The 14,136-nt window shown below is 42.0% G+C and carries 18 protein-coding genes and 1 pseudogene; 4 read left to right on the forward strand and 15 right to left on the reverse strand.

All coding sequences use genetic code 11. The annotated features are described in order from the left end of the window. Positions 1-119 precede the first annotated feature (119 nt). Genes LMH68_RS00600 through LMH68_RS00610 form a run of 3 tightly spaced genes read left to right on the forward strand, consistent with a single transcriptional unit; the run spans position 120 to position 3,073 of the window. Entirely contained in the window at positions 120-1,220 is a 1,101-nt protein-coding gene (locus tag LMH68_RS00600) for a glycosyltransferase (RefSeq protein ID WP_229647966.1), read from the forward strand. Next, entirely contained in the window at positions 1,217-2,404 is a 1,188-nt protein-coding gene (locus LMH68_RS00605; RefSeq protein ID WP_229647965.1) for a glycosyltransferase family 2 protein, read from the forward strand. The genes LMH68_RS00600 and LMH68_RS00605 overlap by 4 nt, the downstream gene beginning before the upstream one ends. A 9-nt stretch (positions 2,405-2,413) precedes the next feature. Continuing rightward, positions 2,414-3,073 (forward strand): sugar transferase, encoded by a 660-nt coding sequence (locus LMH68_RS00610; protein WP_017063903.1) that lies wholly within the window; start codon positions 2,414-2,416, stop codon positions 3,071-3,073. 260 nt (positions 3,074-3,333) lie between these two features. Here the strand turns inward: LMH68_RS00610 and LMH68_RS00615 are convergent, their stop codons facing one another. The 9 genes from LMH68_RS00615 to LMH68_RS00655 all read right to left on the reverse strand — a co-directional run bounded on the left by LMH68_RS00615 (position 3,334) and on the right by LMH68_RS00655 (position 8,338). Next, on the reverse strand, positions 3,334-3,849 hold the full coding sequence (locus LMH68_RS00615) for a GNAT family N-acetyltransferase (protein ID WP_413755354.1): 516 nt from the start codon (positions 3,847-3,849) through the stop codon (positions 3,334-3,336). 78 nt (positions 3,850-3,927) lie between these two features. Continuing rightward, positions 3,928-4,209, reverse strand: a complete 282-nt coding sequence (locus LMH68_RS00620; RefSeq protein WP_017059577.1) for a hypothetical protein — start codon at positions 4,207-4,209, stop codon at positions 3,928-3,930. Positions 4,210-4,403: 194 nt separating this feature from the next. Further along, positions 4,404-4,808: a DUF1801 domain-containing protein gene (locus LMH68_RS00625; protein WP_229647963.1), complete on the reverse strand. Its 405-nt coding sequence runs from the start codon at positions 4,806-4,808 to the stop codon at positions 4,404-4,406. A 104-nt stretch (positions 4,809-4,912) separates the two neighbouring features. Then, positions 4,913-5,365 carry a hypothetical protein gene (locus tag LMH68_RS00630; RefSeq protein WP_229647962.1) on the reverse strand — a complete coding sequence of 151 codons (453 nt, stop codon included), beginning with the start codon at positions 5,363-5,365 and terminating at the stop codon, positions 4,913-4,915. Positions 5,366-5,391: 26 nt separating this feature from the next. Beyond that, positions 5,392-5,814, reverse strand: a complete 423-nt coding sequence (locus LMH68_RS00635) for a hypothetical protein (protein ID WP_229647961.1) — start codon at positions 5,812-5,814, stop codon at positions 5,392-5,394. A 198-nt stretch (positions 5,815-6,012) separates the two neighbouring features. Further along, on the reverse strand, positions 6,013-6,504 hold the full coding sequence (locus tag LMH68_RS00640; RefSeq protein WP_413755357.1) for an AAA family ATPase: 492 nt from the start codon (positions 6,502-6,504) through the stop codon (positions 6,013-6,015). Further along, the gene (locus LMH68_RS00645) at positions 6,501-6,707 is read right to left on the reverse strand and encodes a hypothetical protein (protein ID WP_102333313.1); all 207 of its coding nucleotides are present in this window, start codon (positions 6,705-6,707) and stop codon (positions 6,501-6,503) included. The genes LMH68_RS00640 and LMH68_RS00645 overlap by 4 nt, the downstream gene beginning before the upstream one ends. A 641-nt stretch (positions 6,708-7,348) precedes the next feature. Then, positions 7,349-7,774, reverse strand: coding sequence for a hypothetical protein (locus LMH68_RS00650; protein ID WP_229647959.1), 426 nt, complete (start codon positions 7,772-7,774; stop codon positions 7,349-7,351). Positions 7,775-7,909: 135 nt separating this feature from the next. After that, the gene (locus tag LMH68_RS00655) at positions 7,910-8,338 is read right to left on the reverse strand and encodes a bleomycin resistance protein (RefSeq protein ID WP_229647958.1); all 429 of its coding nucleotides are present in this window, start codon (positions 8,336-8,338) and stop codon (positions 7,910-7,912) included. 209 nt (positions 8,339-8,547) lie between these two features. Here LMH68_RS00655 and LMH68_RS00660 point away from each other — a divergent pair. Beyond that, positions 8,548-8,703 (forward strand): annotated as a pseudogene (locus LMH68_RS00660) (IS110 family transposase); the annotation flags it as partial. 63 nt (positions 8,704-8,766) lie between these two features. On the opposite strand, the gene LMH68_RS00665 reads toward LMH68_RS00660, so the two are convergent. The 6 genes from LMH68_RS00665 to artP all read right to left on the reverse strand — a co-directional run bounded on the left by LMH68_RS00665 (position 8,767) and on the right by artP (position 13,620). Continuing rightward, positions 8,767-9,255: a hypothetical protein gene (locus tag LMH68_RS00665; protein WP_065583654.1), complete on the reverse strand. Its 489-nt coding sequence runs from the start codon at positions 9,253-9,255 to the stop codon at positions 8,767-8,769. A gap of 588 nt (positions 9,256-9,843) precedes the next feature. Further along, entirely contained in the window at positions 9,844-10,344 is a 501-nt protein-coding gene (locus tag LMH68_RS00670) for a hypothetical protein (RefSeq protein WP_065583653.1), read from the reverse strand. A 340-nt stretch (positions 10,345-10,684) separates the two neighbouring features. Next, on the reverse strand, positions 10,685-11,353 hold the full coding sequence (artM, locus tag LMH68_RS00675; protein WP_017087151.1) for an arginine ABC transporter permease ArtM: 669 nt from the start codon (positions 11,351-11,353) through the stop codon (positions 10,685-10,687). Then, entirely contained in the window at positions 11,350-12,036 is a 687-nt protein-coding gene (gene artQ / locus LMH68_RS00680) for an arginine ABC transporter permease ArtQ (protein ID WP_229647957.1), read from the reverse strand. The genes artM and artQ overlap by 4 nt, the downstream gene beginning before the upstream one ends. A gap of 3 nt (positions 12,037-12,039) precedes the next feature. Then, positions 12,040-12,771, reverse strand: coding sequence for a lysine/arginine/ornithine ABC transporter substrate-binding protein (locus tag LMH68_RS00685; protein WP_229647956.1), 732 nt, complete (start codon positions 12,769-12,771; stop codon positions 12,040-12,042). A 120-nt stretch (positions 12,772-12,891) separates the two neighbouring features. Next, positions 12,892-13,620 carry an arginine ABC transporter ATP-binding protein ArtP gene (artP, locus tag LMH68_RS00690; RefSeq protein ID WP_324295269.1) on the reverse strand — a complete coding sequence of 243 codons (729 nt, stop codon included), beginning with the start codon at positions 13,618-13,620 and terminating at the stop codon, positions 12,892-12,894. Positions 13,621-14,136 lie beyond the last annotated feature (516 nt).

A 14,136-nucleotide genomic window follows, 5' to 3' on the forward strand; every position in this document is an offset into this window, starting at 1 on the left:
AGGCTATTTAATTGGCACAACTCCTGCTATCTCCTTGTGTAGTTAAACGTTTTAAAGAATTTACTTCAAGAGAAACGTCAGAAAGGCGAAATAAGAATCACAAAGGCAGGGTCCAAATTATGAATACGCATTTAACGAAGCATGGCAAAAAGATCATACACGTTGTTCAGCACCTTGCACCGGGTGGATTAGAAACCCTAACTCTGGATTTGCTGCGCCTTGCTAAACCAACAGACCAAGTGTTGATTGTCAGTTTAGAAGGTACAAAACAAGAGTCGATCAACAACTGGCCGAAGCTAGAGCCATACAAAGAGCAAATCGTCTTTTTGGATAAAGCACCAGGCGTACAATTCAATATCATTATTAAGCTAATTAAAGCCTTCAACGCGATTCGCCCTGATGTGGTTCATACCCATCATATTGGCCCACTGTTATACGCTGGTTATGCCGCTCGCGTAACCGGGGTTCCAACTCGAATCCATACCGAACATGACGCTTGGCATCTGAACAACAACAAACGTCGTCGATTACAAGCGCTTGCTTTAAAAGCTGCTCAACCAACGTTAGTTGCCGACGCGACACGTGTTTATAACCAACTACGCACTGCTTTTTCTTATGAGAACATCATTACCATCAAAAATGGCGTTGATTGTGAGAAGTTTAAGCCAATGTCGAAAGAACACGCGAGAGCAAAACTAAACCTGCCGACAGACAAACACATCATCGGTTGTGCAGGTCGACTAGAACATGTCAAAGGCCAAGACCAACTTATTAAAGCACTGACTCTTTTACCTGCAAACATGGTTGTCGCATTGGCTGGCGGCGGTACTAAACGCAATCAACTAGAGCAACTGACTAGCCGCTTGAATCTGAGTGACCGAGTCATCTTTCTTGGCTTAGTTGAAGACATGACCACGTTTTACGGAGCGTTGGATACGTTCTGCCTACCTTCACGCCACGAAGGGCTGCCGCTTTCTACACTTGAAGCTCAAGCATGCAATATTCCAACCGTCGCAATGGACGTTGGTGCCGTCGATGAAACCTTGTGCCCTATCAGCGGAACACTCGTTAAAAAAGGCAGTATCACGGGATTAGCCAATGCCTTGTTAGAGAATCAAAATGAACGCTTTTTATCACCTCGACACTATGTTCTTAAGAACTTCGACATCATCAAAATGGTTTCGTCTTACAACGACATCTCAGAAGGAGCTTACGCATGATTGATTGGTTGCTTGCGGGACTTTGTTTGTTTTCAGGTGCGTTGATTGTCTATCATCACGCAGCCTACCCTTTGTTACTGCGTTGGTATGCGAAAAGCCACCCCGCACGCAAAGTTGAAGAGAGTCATCGTTGCTACAAAGAGGAACAGCAAGATTGTACGTTGCCGACCATCACCGTTCTTGTTCCTGCATTTAACGAAGAACAGTGGATCGCAGACAAGATTCGTAACCTTGCTTCACTCGATTACCCCAAAAAGAAGCTGCAAGTCATTGTCGCTTGCGATGGTTGCACCGATAATACAGTCGCCATTGCACAAATGACCATACAAGAAGCGATGTGCAGTGATGTCTATTTTGAGATACATGACCATCAAGTAAACCGAGGCAAAGTCGCGGTTGTTAATGAAGAAGTGACACGTATAACCAGTGATATCACGGCGATGAGTGATGTTTCTGCCCTTATTTCATTGGATGCTTTGCTTATAGCTGCCGCTCATTTTGAAAGTGACAAGGTTGGAGTGGTAAACGCAACGTATCAACTTTGTCCAACAGGCAATGAAGGCGAAAACACGTATTGGCAGTACCAAACCGCGGTTAAAGAGTCTGAGGCTTCGTTAGGTTCTAGCTTGGGTTCTCATGGCGCTTTCTACTTGTTTAGAACACACCTGTTTGAACTGCTTCCACTCAACACTATTAATGATGATTTCATCTTACCGATGCAAATCGTTAAACAAGGTTACATCGCAGAATACGAAACCCAAATGGTGGCATTAGAGCTAGAGGAATCGAACCTAGAAACGGACTTCAAAAGAAGACTTCGTATTTCAGCGGGTAACATGCAACAAGCGATTCGATTATTTGCCTTGTTCAGCCCGAAGTTCAAAGGCATCGCGTTTGCGTTCTTTTCAGGAAAAGGACTTCGCCTGCTCACTCCCTATTTAATGATTGTGTGCTTAGTGTGCTCAATCTTACTTAGCAACTACTTGGTATTTGAAGCGCTGTTATGGGCTCAAGTTGCCGTTTATACCATTGGCGTCCTTGGCTGCATCTTGCCAAAGCGTCTAGTAAACAAACCTATTTCATTAATCTCTTATTTGATAGTTGGACACTACGCCAACTTCATTGGTGGCATTCGTTACCTAATCGGACTAGAAAACTCACCTTGGACACGAGCAAATCATTAAGGACTTATTATGATGAACATCGAACAGCTATCTACCCAAAACCTATACCAATACAAAATCTCACGTGCTAAACGTACTTTCGATTTTGTAAGCTCACTGATTGCTTTGATTTTGCTAGCGCCCGTATTTCCGTTGATTGCGATGGCGATTGCACTCACTTCTCGTGGCCCTATTTTCTACCGTCAATTGCGCGTTGGTAAATCGACACCGGAGAAAATGGAAATCTTTGAGATCATGAAATTCCGTAGCATGTACGAGGATGCAGAAACTCGCTCTGGTGCAGTTTGGGCTACCGCGAATGACCCACGAATCACGCCTGTTGGCCGCTTTTTGAGAAAGACACGTCTTGATGAACTGCCACAACTGATCAATGTACTGAAAGGTGAAATGTCTCTAATTGGCCCGCGCCCTGAACGCCCTACTTTTTACACCAAACTAGAGAACGAAATTCCTTACTTTGCCGACCGCACATACGGTGTAATGCCTGGTATTACAGGGCTTGCACAAGTAAATCAAGGTTACGACACCTGTATTGATGATGTACGTCGTAAAGTAGGTTTTGACCACAGTTATGCACTAAGCCTATGTTCGGTTAAGTCTTGGATTGCCGCTGATCTCAGCATCATCTCTAAAACAATCATCGTAATGGTAGATGGTCGAGGTCGCTAAACCAGTATGGTCTAATGTGGATACAAAGCCTGTTTTCTATAAAGCCTTAGGGGGCGATTGGAAAGTCGCTAATGAAACACAGAGTGCCGAATTAGCCCACGTTAACTAGACTCGCTGCTCTCGGTTCTCAGTTGAATGGTGTCATAAGGTTTCTTCCCTATCAATTGACGTAAACATTGGCAATGAATGTATAACGCAGATGTGGCTTGAGTTAGGGATTAGAAATTAAGAGCTGAGAGCTCAGAGTTAAGAATTAAGAGTTAAGAGTTAAGACGAGAAAGCTTATATTCATAGAAAACCACAGCACTTTCGTCAGAGGCTTGCTCAACAAAACCTAGCTTTTTAAGTAAGTTGGCAGAGGCTATGTTTGAACGATTGACACCGCCAATCAGTGTTGACCATGACTCCATTTTAGCGACTTCTGTGATGAAACCCTTCAGTAGCTCACTCGCTAAACCCTTGCCCCAGAACTCTTCTGCAAGCAAGTAGCCAATATGAGCATCACTTTCGTCTTCTACATAAGCGAACAGAAAACCAATCAATTGATTATCGTTGGATTTCACTTGAAGTAAGCGGCTCCCCGACAACATTCGGTCGAGCCAAATTTCAGCCAGCTCACCTGACACAATACCATGAAAGTATGGTGGAAGGTTTTCAACGACTGACGGCATTAGAATGCCAGGTACTCGCTCAAGCAGAGCCGAACGTTCAGGAACAGTAAGTTCACCTGCGACTTCTTCTACTTTTAGTCTTTGAGTTTCAAACGAGATCGCCATGTGTCCTGCCCAATTTGATAAAAATGTGGATTATACACCTGAGTTCTCGTGTTGGCTTCGTTTCCAGGCTAAAGCAAACTAAAGAACTGCCACGCCTTCAACTTCAATCACTGAGTTAACATTTGCTCGCTCGATTATCTTGAGTAACGTAGTTTGAACTAATTCATTATCTCGGATTTCGGTTTCACAAGAAAAACGCTCTTCTTGAACACCATCGCCCTCACCCAGCATAAATTGAACCGCGACTTCCGTTGCGAGATCTTTGGTCGTCCCGTAATACGCTAACGTGATTTTTGGGTATCCGTGGTCGCCTTTTTTAACCTGCTTTGCGATACGTTTTTTGGCTTTATCTAAATTCATACAACTTCCTTTTAAGTTTGAAATACAAGGTGACTAGAACACCTTTTTAAACGGTAAGCAATACAATCAGCGTTGGTTATAGAGATTCCCTAGCCTCTTGATACTAATCAAGATGGTACAGTCTTAGCACTTTAAAGAGTGATAGCTAGAACACAGAAAACCTGTTTAAGAAATATAATGACAACATATAAGAACTACGCGCCAAGAAGTGGGAGATGTTTTCGTTGCTGATAAGTTAAGGCTAACTCCAAGCACTGCTTGATTGGTGCCTTGGTAAGTGGTTCAGTCAGTTTCAAGACGATTGCACGATTACCTTGAAATACCAATGTGCCATCGTGCAATTCTCTGAATGTGTCGATTAGCTTCGTTTGGCAGTTAAAGAACAAGTAATAGTTGTTTGGTGATTTCAATTTCCAGTCGATTCGAATTGGACTGCCCGTCTTAACGCTGTAACTCGGCTCGCCCCATTTCAGAGACTCTTCGACGTCACCTAAATCCAAATCAGAGCAAAGCTCAAAGATTAATGAACGCAACTCTTCAAGCCGAGCTCGAACATCATCGGGATACTCGTCGAAATGTGTTTTGATTGCTCTGTCCATTCAACCTCCGATTCATTTGTTGTGATATTAAAGTCCAGCTCACTTAAAGCATAGAACCTTAAACATTAGTCCAACTTGAAACGAAAAGTGCCAAGCCTCGTAAATCAATTTTGAGTTATCTGTTCGTTAGCGGTTTTCAAGGCCAGCTTTAAACCGTCCGTATCCTTACAACCAATGTAAACATGCTTTCCATTGCTTAGGCTTAACTTAAGCGCTGAACCTATCGATGCATTATACAACCAGCCATCGCTCAGCATTCGGATACCAATACCTTGATACCACTTGCTTTGATAGAACGATGTCTCGGTAATGTCTGACACTTCTACATTCTTACGCCAAAAGCCAAAGCCGAAATACCAACTTAGTACATTGTCTTTGACCTCAATGGTCATAGAGAAAAAGAGCAAAGCAATTAAACCATTGATGGCGTGAGCGATTAATGTCCCAGGGTTATTATCCGAGGTAACGACAATGAAAGCACTTATCGCAACAAGCATGAGCAGCAATCCCTTGTTGGATTCCTTACTATAAAACACAGTGGCAACTCCTATAGACAACGAACAATCAACTAACTAGCCAACAGTTATCTTACTGCAGCCGTTCTAAAAAATCGTAGCAAGTAATGCAGGCATACTCCCACAACCAAACCAAGTAGCATCGCCTTGATACTACCAACCCAAAGTATCAAACCAGAATAACCTTGTCCCGGACCTAAGCCTTGTTTATTAATCACATCGACAAACATAAAACCGTTCCACAGCACATGCAGTGAGGCTGTAAATCCATGCACACAAATTGCGATGGTTCCAAGTAACTTGTACTTGTTAATAACTGGTGCGCCACAAAAAATGACAACAAGCGCAAATGTAAAAATCAGAGGGCCAGACAGTACTAAAGTGAGTGTAATTACTTCAACGTGGCTCTCTATGCCATAACTGTATGTACAAAATACCATTGTCATTGAAAACAAAAGCGAAATGAGTGCGAACCATAGCGTTCTATTCATTGGGGTTCCCTGCCTTAATAGTGGGTTTAGGACAAATTCGATAATCGACAGGAAGAACTAATTACCAAAAATACGGCATGAGAAATGCCCTTGTTACTCTACTATTCGATGGACGACTCAGACTTTCATAAACCCAATGTAACGGAAGACTTAGAACACAAGCTAGATAACAAAAACACCTCTCACCTGCGCGCCTAACTACATACCTTTTTGAGCTTCCTGTTGAACCCAAACAACATTTTCGTTTGAAGTTGGAACCTCAAACCAAGACCAAAACAAATCTAACATTTCAGGTGTCATTTCATAAGACTTACCATTCAGTTCCGAGTTACGGCTGAATGCTCTCTCCTTACAAGTCTCAAACGGAACATCAAGATAGTGAACTTCGCTGTCCACACCTAGGTTTGATGCCCAGCTTGTAAAAGAATCCCAATCAGACTCACGCCAAAAACCAAAGTCAAAAATCACAGGGACACCCAAAGAAAAGAGCTGCATTGCAGAGTCCTTGAATAAACCTTGTAACGTAGCCAGCCGGCTATCAAAAACCTCACGCTCCATATGCTCGCCATACAAAGGAATCATCCACTCATCGATTGAGAAACGAAAGGCGCCATGCTTTTCTGCAAGCGCTTTCGAGTAAGTCGTCTTACCCGAACCGATAAAGCCACATACGAAATAGATTTTAGTCATGATTCCCCTTTAGCCTCCCTGTTACGCATGATTCTTTCTATTAGAAGTGTACCAATGCTGCTCACTACAAACGTAAAAGCAAACGCCACAATTGGCCGATAGAAATCAAACGTACCATCCGTCATAAAAAAGTACTGATGAATTGCGACACCAAAGCCAATCCCTAATGCCAGCTTCAAGTTCTTGAAAATTCCTTTTTTCATGTTCATTCCCTCGTAGAAAGCAAAACAATGTATAGGTGTGAGTGACGTTACGAACAGATCTTAAATCATTGCGACGTAAACACTGAAATTGAAGTAAGCCGAAAATAACGCCGTTGAGCATCCGTTTTCAGTGCTATGTCAGGCTAATTTTTCCTGACGTTCTTGAGTGCATGTTTGACCTTGTCGTAAATAAAACTAAGAAGTGCACCGACAAAGACAAATAAACCAAGGTCAATCAGAGCAAGTTTAAGACTGAACGGATCTGAAAACAGGTTATAGGTGAATCCCATTTGCAAACCAATAAATTTAGCTAAAAAAACTGTAGGTATGATCAGAAGTATATTCACGTATTACCTGAAAAATTGACTAGAAGTAGAGTTCTAAAGCACATACTACTTTTGCTCATTTCTCAGGCAAGGAAATAGGTCTCGATTTACCCTGAAATGGGGATGAAATATGAATTTCACCACGATGAGTGGTGCGCCCTGTTCAGGGCGGAGTAACGCAATGCCGAAGCAGCCGTATACTTCTTAAATGACTAATACAAAGACATAGTGAAAATGCCATGCGTTGAGAATCACTCTTGAGCAGCTCGGATGGATAATAAGCACTCCAATCTAGTAAGATGAGGTCCAGACTTGCTATGCGTTACTTCCAAGCTCAGAATTTGGCCCCAACTTATTGCTAAAAACGAACAGACAACTAACCAAAATGCCTATCTCGAAAAGCTGACATAGAAAAGATGCTGTCTTAAACACCAGACCAGATTCCATCCAGGGCATCGCTATTTCGATTAGCGCAGCGGCAAAAACCAAAGTATACCCAACCCATTGATGCCATTTACCTAACATTGGCGAGAAATGATAGAAAGCTAACAAATAGAGCACCGAAAAAAAAGGCATTATAAACCAAGTGAAATACTCAAGAATTTCAACTAACGAGCGACCACCTTCGCCCAAAGTCGCCATTAGAATCGGGATAATAAAATTGAGTATCATGTAAAGAAACGGATAGATAAGAATACCCAAGGTAAGATACCGAACTGACTTTTTAACTCTAGTTTCCACTTGTACTACCTTCTCAAGTTGGAGTAGCGCATGACGCTAAACGCTAAATTAACGTGCCAAAAACCATGGCACATACTTTCCACGAGGTGAAAATGCCAAGCGTTTTTGGTCATTGTTAAACGCCTTGTTATAACACTACTCTGACGATTTCGCTTTCTCTCCAAGGTGCTGGGTAAACCTTAATAAATAACCATCTAGATCTTGTATTAGAAACTCTCGTTCACCTGATAGCTTTTCACCAATGTCATACCATGTTTCTTTTAAATCACGGAAAAAACGTACGTTAGCTTTCTTCAGTCTTTCAACTAGCGGCTCTAAATCTGAAAGCTCTATTTGAAAGTTTACTCCACGTCCTAATGGAGTAACTAACTCACTAGTAATCCACCCTGAATCCGTGATTTGTTCGAGCATGATCTGAACCTGTTCTTGTTCAAGGTATACAAAGTCAGGGTTTTCTCGCTTAATACGTACAGAGAAGCCAAGCACATCGACGTAAAATGATAACGACGCTTCAAAATTACTAACTGATAATTCGGGAACCATCGGGTTCCAGTATTCTTCCATAATCTATCCTTGCTATATGCTATGATACTGCCTGTGTTATAACGAATGACATGGATTCCCCCTCCCGAGGATCTGCCACACTTATGTGGTACTTAAATGCATCGGAGGCACCATGTCTGATTATTCTTATTTCTGCGGTATCGACCTAGCTAAAAACCACATCAGTCTTCATGCCGTAGACCAAAATGGTAAGGTCATATTTATAAGACAGTAACCCCGTATTCAAAGCAACTTATGCTCGACTTGTAGCTGCCGGAAAGCCTAAGAAAGTCGCAATAATCGCGTGTGTTCGAAAGATGGTTGTGACTCTTAACTCTATGCTGAGAGATGGCGCCATGTGGGATGAAAACACAGCAAAAAACTAATCATTGACGCCATAGTCGTTTGTTATCGTTTTACTTGATAGATCATTGTATAAAAAAGCCGTTTTATACGTCTTTTTTATACTTACAAGCAGAAGTCAATGAATTAAGCTTCTTTTTTAGATCTCCGACCTCAAAAGATAATTCTTCACCTGCAAAGTGCAGAGAAATATGCTTACCATTACTAACGGTAATCTGTTTGCTGGGAATCAAAGCAGTTTTGGTTTCAGGTAGCATTATTGTGACTAAATTTGACTCAGCACTTGCACTAAGACTACACGAGCCTTCAAACAATGTCTTATTCCCTATTGTTGCACGACACTCAATAGAACTTTCTGAATCAGTCTCAATGTTATAAACAAAAGAAGTACCGAGAGTATAGTCTTGGCAATGGTTGATGGTTGTTCGAACAACCATTAACTGAGGTTGATTTTCAGGTACTTTAGTCAAAAAGTAATACCCATTCTCAGTATTTCGACTTGCATCCCAAGATGTCGCCGAAACAACTGAACTAATAAATGTAGACATAAGCAATATGCTTTTATTCCATTTCATCCTATAATTCGCCTTTTTATAAACCTATTTAAATATTCCCTCTCCTTAAAGAGGTGTTCATCTAATATTGTTCTTCGGAACCTGGGGATAAATAACAACTGACATGAATTCCCCCTTACTTAGGAGATGTGGCACTTAATTACATAGGTGGCACCATGCCTGATTATTTTTACTTCTGAGGTACCGACTTAGTTAAAAATCACTTCAGCATTCATTCTGTATATCAAAATGGTAAGGTCATAGTAACGCGCTCTAAACTGCTGACTACTAGACGCAAATATGCAGCTCATTCGCATCGTCGTTGAAGTTCTTGCTGAAGCATATTATTAAGTAAGAAAACTTCAATAAACTGTCTCACGATGCCAAATCATGAGCGTTGATTACGTAGTTCCAATATAGAGGCGACTACCTAGTTAAAAACTTATCTATAAACTCTAATGACATCTTCCCGCTGTTTTATCTCTTATGAATTCTAACTTCCTTTTAACTCAGAAATGCCAAAGCGCCACGCTATCTTTAGCTTTGAAGTGTGCGTGTGCCATGTTTGAGGGTTAGGCACACGTTCACAAATCAGATTTGAAAGCTCCGTTATAACGCTTGAGCTTTGTGCCTAATACCTACTTCTTTCTTTTGAACCATACAACCATTTCCCGCAGAAGATAATAACCATTTAGCGCTACCATCATTGAAGCCAGTCACGTGTTTGTTAATTTCCGTCTCGTATTCTGCACTTTTCATATCAGATTTAGAAAAAGCCATGCAGCTCTTGTCAGAATAAAATGTTCTGGTATATGTATATGAACATTGGTTGTCTTTTGTTGGCGCAACTGTCAAATCTATTAAATGGTGTCCCTCTGAAAAGGTAATTTCTAATGTTGAATTGAAAATTTGATCATCCGCGCTTTCGGTAGCCCAAAGCGACCAGGAGCCATAGTTTTGACCTTCGGTAAAAAAGGTTTCTAGATCCCCAATAGTTGACAAGCAGCTTTTTATATTTACACCTTTGGCTTGGTTTACTAACTGGTCCCCCGCGAAAGCATTTGTACAACAAAGAAGAGACATAACCAGTACTGCTTTTGTTTTGTTCATTTTTACTCCCAATTTGATTAAAGAACTACATTAAATAAAAACGTTACAACAGTTCCTAGACAACAAAATTCTGCATTTAAATAAAGAATTACCCTATCTAGTTTCATATGGGTAAAACTCTACCACAATTAATTTCATAATTTCAGTGACTTAAAGCACAGATAAGCACGCCAAATATTAGGTAACAAGATATTCGCGTGCCGTATAACCCTGACAAAGCCCCTCCTAAACTGGATATAACCACAGTCACCTACACATACCCCAAACACAAAAAAGCCTGCCATTTATGCGAACATAAATGGCAGGCTTTATACGTTAGTTAAGCTTGTGAGTGGCTAGCTTACGCCGCTTCGAATGCGAGGGCCTTCTTCTCTACTTGACGGAAGATCAGCGTTAGTATGCCGTTTACTGCTAAGTAGAATGCGCCAGCAATACCGAACACAGTGAGTGTGTCGTAGGTTTGGCCGTTGATACGCTGAGCGTAGCCCATCAAGTCCATGATGGTGATGGTGCTTGCCAGTGACGTGCCTTTGAAGACTAGAATCACTTCGTTCGAGTAAGCTGGAACAGCGCGGCGTAGTGCGTATGGCAGTAACACTTTAAGCGTTGCTACTTTGTCCATGCCTAGTGCACGACATGCTTCCCACTGCCCTGCTGGAATTGCGTTGAATGCGCCTCTGAACAGTAGCGTGCTGTATGCAGCGGTGTTCAAAGCTAATGCTAACATTGCACAGAACCAAGGTTGGCTTAACCATGTCCACATGAAGCTTTCACGAATCCAATCGAACTGACCTGGGCCGTAATACACCAAGAAGATTTGAACCAACAATGGTGTGCCGGTGAACAGCGTAATGATGCCACGTGTTAACCAGTGAATCGCCGGTATTCTTAAGATTAGCGTTACCGTCATCAGCAGTGACAAGATACAACCAACCAGCAGTGAAGCGCCTGTGAGTTGCAGACTGGTCGCTAAGCCCTCAAGCATTTGAGAGAGGTATTGTTGATTCATGCCATTGCCCCTTTGTTACCCAAACCTTGAATAGAGAACTTACCATCAATCGCTTTTACCAATCTTTGTGTGATTAAAGTGATGACCAAGTAGATTGCTGCTGCTGTCGCGTACCAAGTAAATGCTTCGTGCGTTGCAGCGGATGTTAGTTGTGCTTGTTTCAGCAAATCTGTTACGCCAATCAGCGATACTAATGCGGTGTCTTTCAGTAATACTAACCATTGGTTGGTTAACCCTGGTAGTGCGTGTCTTACCGCTTGAGGTAACACGATACGAAAGAATGCACGAGACTGAGAAATACCAAGCGCGCTTGCTGCTTCTCTCTGCCCTTTGCTTACTGCTTTTAATGCACCACGCAAGGTTTGCGAAGCGTAAGAAGCAAAGATAAGTGACAGTGCAACAACACCAGATAAGAACGGGCTCACTTCTATGAAATCGCCAGTGATCATGAACAGAACTTGTGTCGAACCAAAGTAGATAAACAGTACGACCAGAATTTCTGGTAAACCACGAACAATCGTCACAAATGCAGTCGTTGGCCATTTGATTGCAATACGACGAGACATCTCACCACTTGCAAACAAAACTGCTAGAACCAATCCAACCAATAGGCTTACGAATGCAAGCTGAACTGTCATCCAGCTTGCTTCGACGAGCCCTAAAGAGTAACCCGTTAATTCCATAAATTACTTACCGAAGTACTTGTTGAAGATCTTGTCGTATTCGCCGTTCGCTTTCACTACTGCAAGTGCAACGTTGAGCTGGTCTACAAGTTCTTGATTGCTCTTGTTTACTGCGATACCAAAGCCGTTACCGAAGTACTCTTGGTTTGTTACTTGGTCGCCAACGTACGTTAGGTTGTCTTCTTTCTTGAACCATTCTGCTACAACAGCTGTGTCACCGAATACAGAATCGATACGACCGTTTTTCATGTCGATGAACGCATCTTGGTAGCTTGAGTAAGGTACCGCTGTTACGCCAGTCATTTGCTCAAGTAGGAAGCTCTGGTGAGTAGAACCGTTTTGAACACCCACACGCTTACCTTCTAGTGCTGCTTGGTCTGCGACTTTGCCTTCGAAAGAGATGAATGCTGCAGAGTTGTCGTAGTATGCGTTAGAGAAGTTCACTTGTTTAAGACGCGCTTCTGTGATGTCCATTGCCGAGATAGCCGCGTCGTAACGTTTGAATTTAAGTGCAGGGATCAAGCTATCGAATGCTTGGTTGTGGAAAGTACATGTTGCTTTCAACTCTTCACATAGTGCGTTTGCTAAGTCTACGTCAAAACCTTGAATTTGGTTGTTCTCATCCATGTATTCGAATGGTGCGTACGTTGCTTCCATCGCGAATTTGATTTCTTCTTTAGCCGCTGCGTTGAAAGAAGCAAGGCCGATAAGTGAAGCTAGTAGAATCTTTTTCATTTTGTTACTCCGAATACTGTTTGATAGCGGCCTGTGGCCATTCTTATAATTTGATTGTTTTGATCGATGTTGTTTTTAGCTAAATCTAGTGAGTCAACTTTCTTTTAATAAATGACTTACTTAATGAGTCAAATATTCAGCAAACTCAGGTGTCTGCGGATTAACGAATGAATCACTGGTGCCGTGTTCAACGATGTACCCTTTCTCTAGGTACAGAACGTGGCTAGCAATCTTCTTCGCGAAGTCGACCTCGTGCGTCACGACCACTTGGGTAATGCCCGTTCCGCTCAATTCTTTAATAATGCTCACGACTTGGTTGGTGATCTCAGGATCAAGCGCCGCTGTTGGCTCATCAAACAACAACACATCCGGTTTCATCATCAGCGCACGTGCAATCGCAACACGCTGTTGTTGACCGCCAGACAGTTGAAGTGGCCAAGCGTCTGCTTTGTCGGCAAGTTGAAGTATCTTTAGGACTTCTTGCGCTTGCTTAATCGCTTCTTGCTTATCCAAACCCGCCACTTTGGTTGGTGCTTCAATCAAGTTTTCCATCACCGTCATGTGTGGCCATAAGTTGTATTGCTGGAACACCATGCCGACTTTACGACGAAGTTTAAGCCCCTGCTTCTCTTGGATTTGGCTTGAAAAATCGAATTGCTCATTCGCAATGTCTAATTCGCCGTTGTCCGCGATTTCAAGCAGGTTCAATACACGCAGTAATGAACTCTTGCCCGCGCCGCTTGGGCCAAGCAATACCAAGGTTTCGCCACTCTCACAGTCGAAACTGATGTCGTGAAGAACTTGGGTATCACCGTATGATTTGTTGATGCTCTTTACTTGAATACTCATGCCAAAATACTGCATTAATTGTCATTTATTGGTTATTCTATTCAATCCGAGGTTTTATGCAAGAAAAATGTATAAAAAACTACTTTGTTGAATTTTTGTAACAAATATTCCACAAAAAACAGTCGCTATAACTGGTCTTACAACCAAAACTTACAAGTCATTGATAAAGCTAATATCGAGATAAATAGCAAACGTTTTGCTATCAATTTATAAATCATCGCACGGTTGCTTGTTTATGTGTGCACTCTCCTGTCAACGCTAATTTACTTGCATAAAAATTAGGGTTAAATAGCTTGGTTTTCTATCCAACTGACTGGATCAAAATGCTTAGTTTTCCTTTAAGGTCGTTTCGAATTATTCACTTAGTGTTGATGAAATATTGGAAATTGAGTTTCCTAGGGAGCGTCACAGCGCAATAAATGCTTTAATGGGTTCGATTCTCAACAACAATTACTGCCCAGCGAACAACGCGCAGTACAGGCAATAAGTCATAAAGCAACAAGCAACAAGCCATCT

This window comes from Vibrio sp. F13 (genome assembly GCF_020806305.2).
GTDB lineage: Bacteria > Pseudomonadota > Gammaproteobacteria > Enterobacterales > Vibrionaceae > Vibrio > Vibrio crassostreae_C.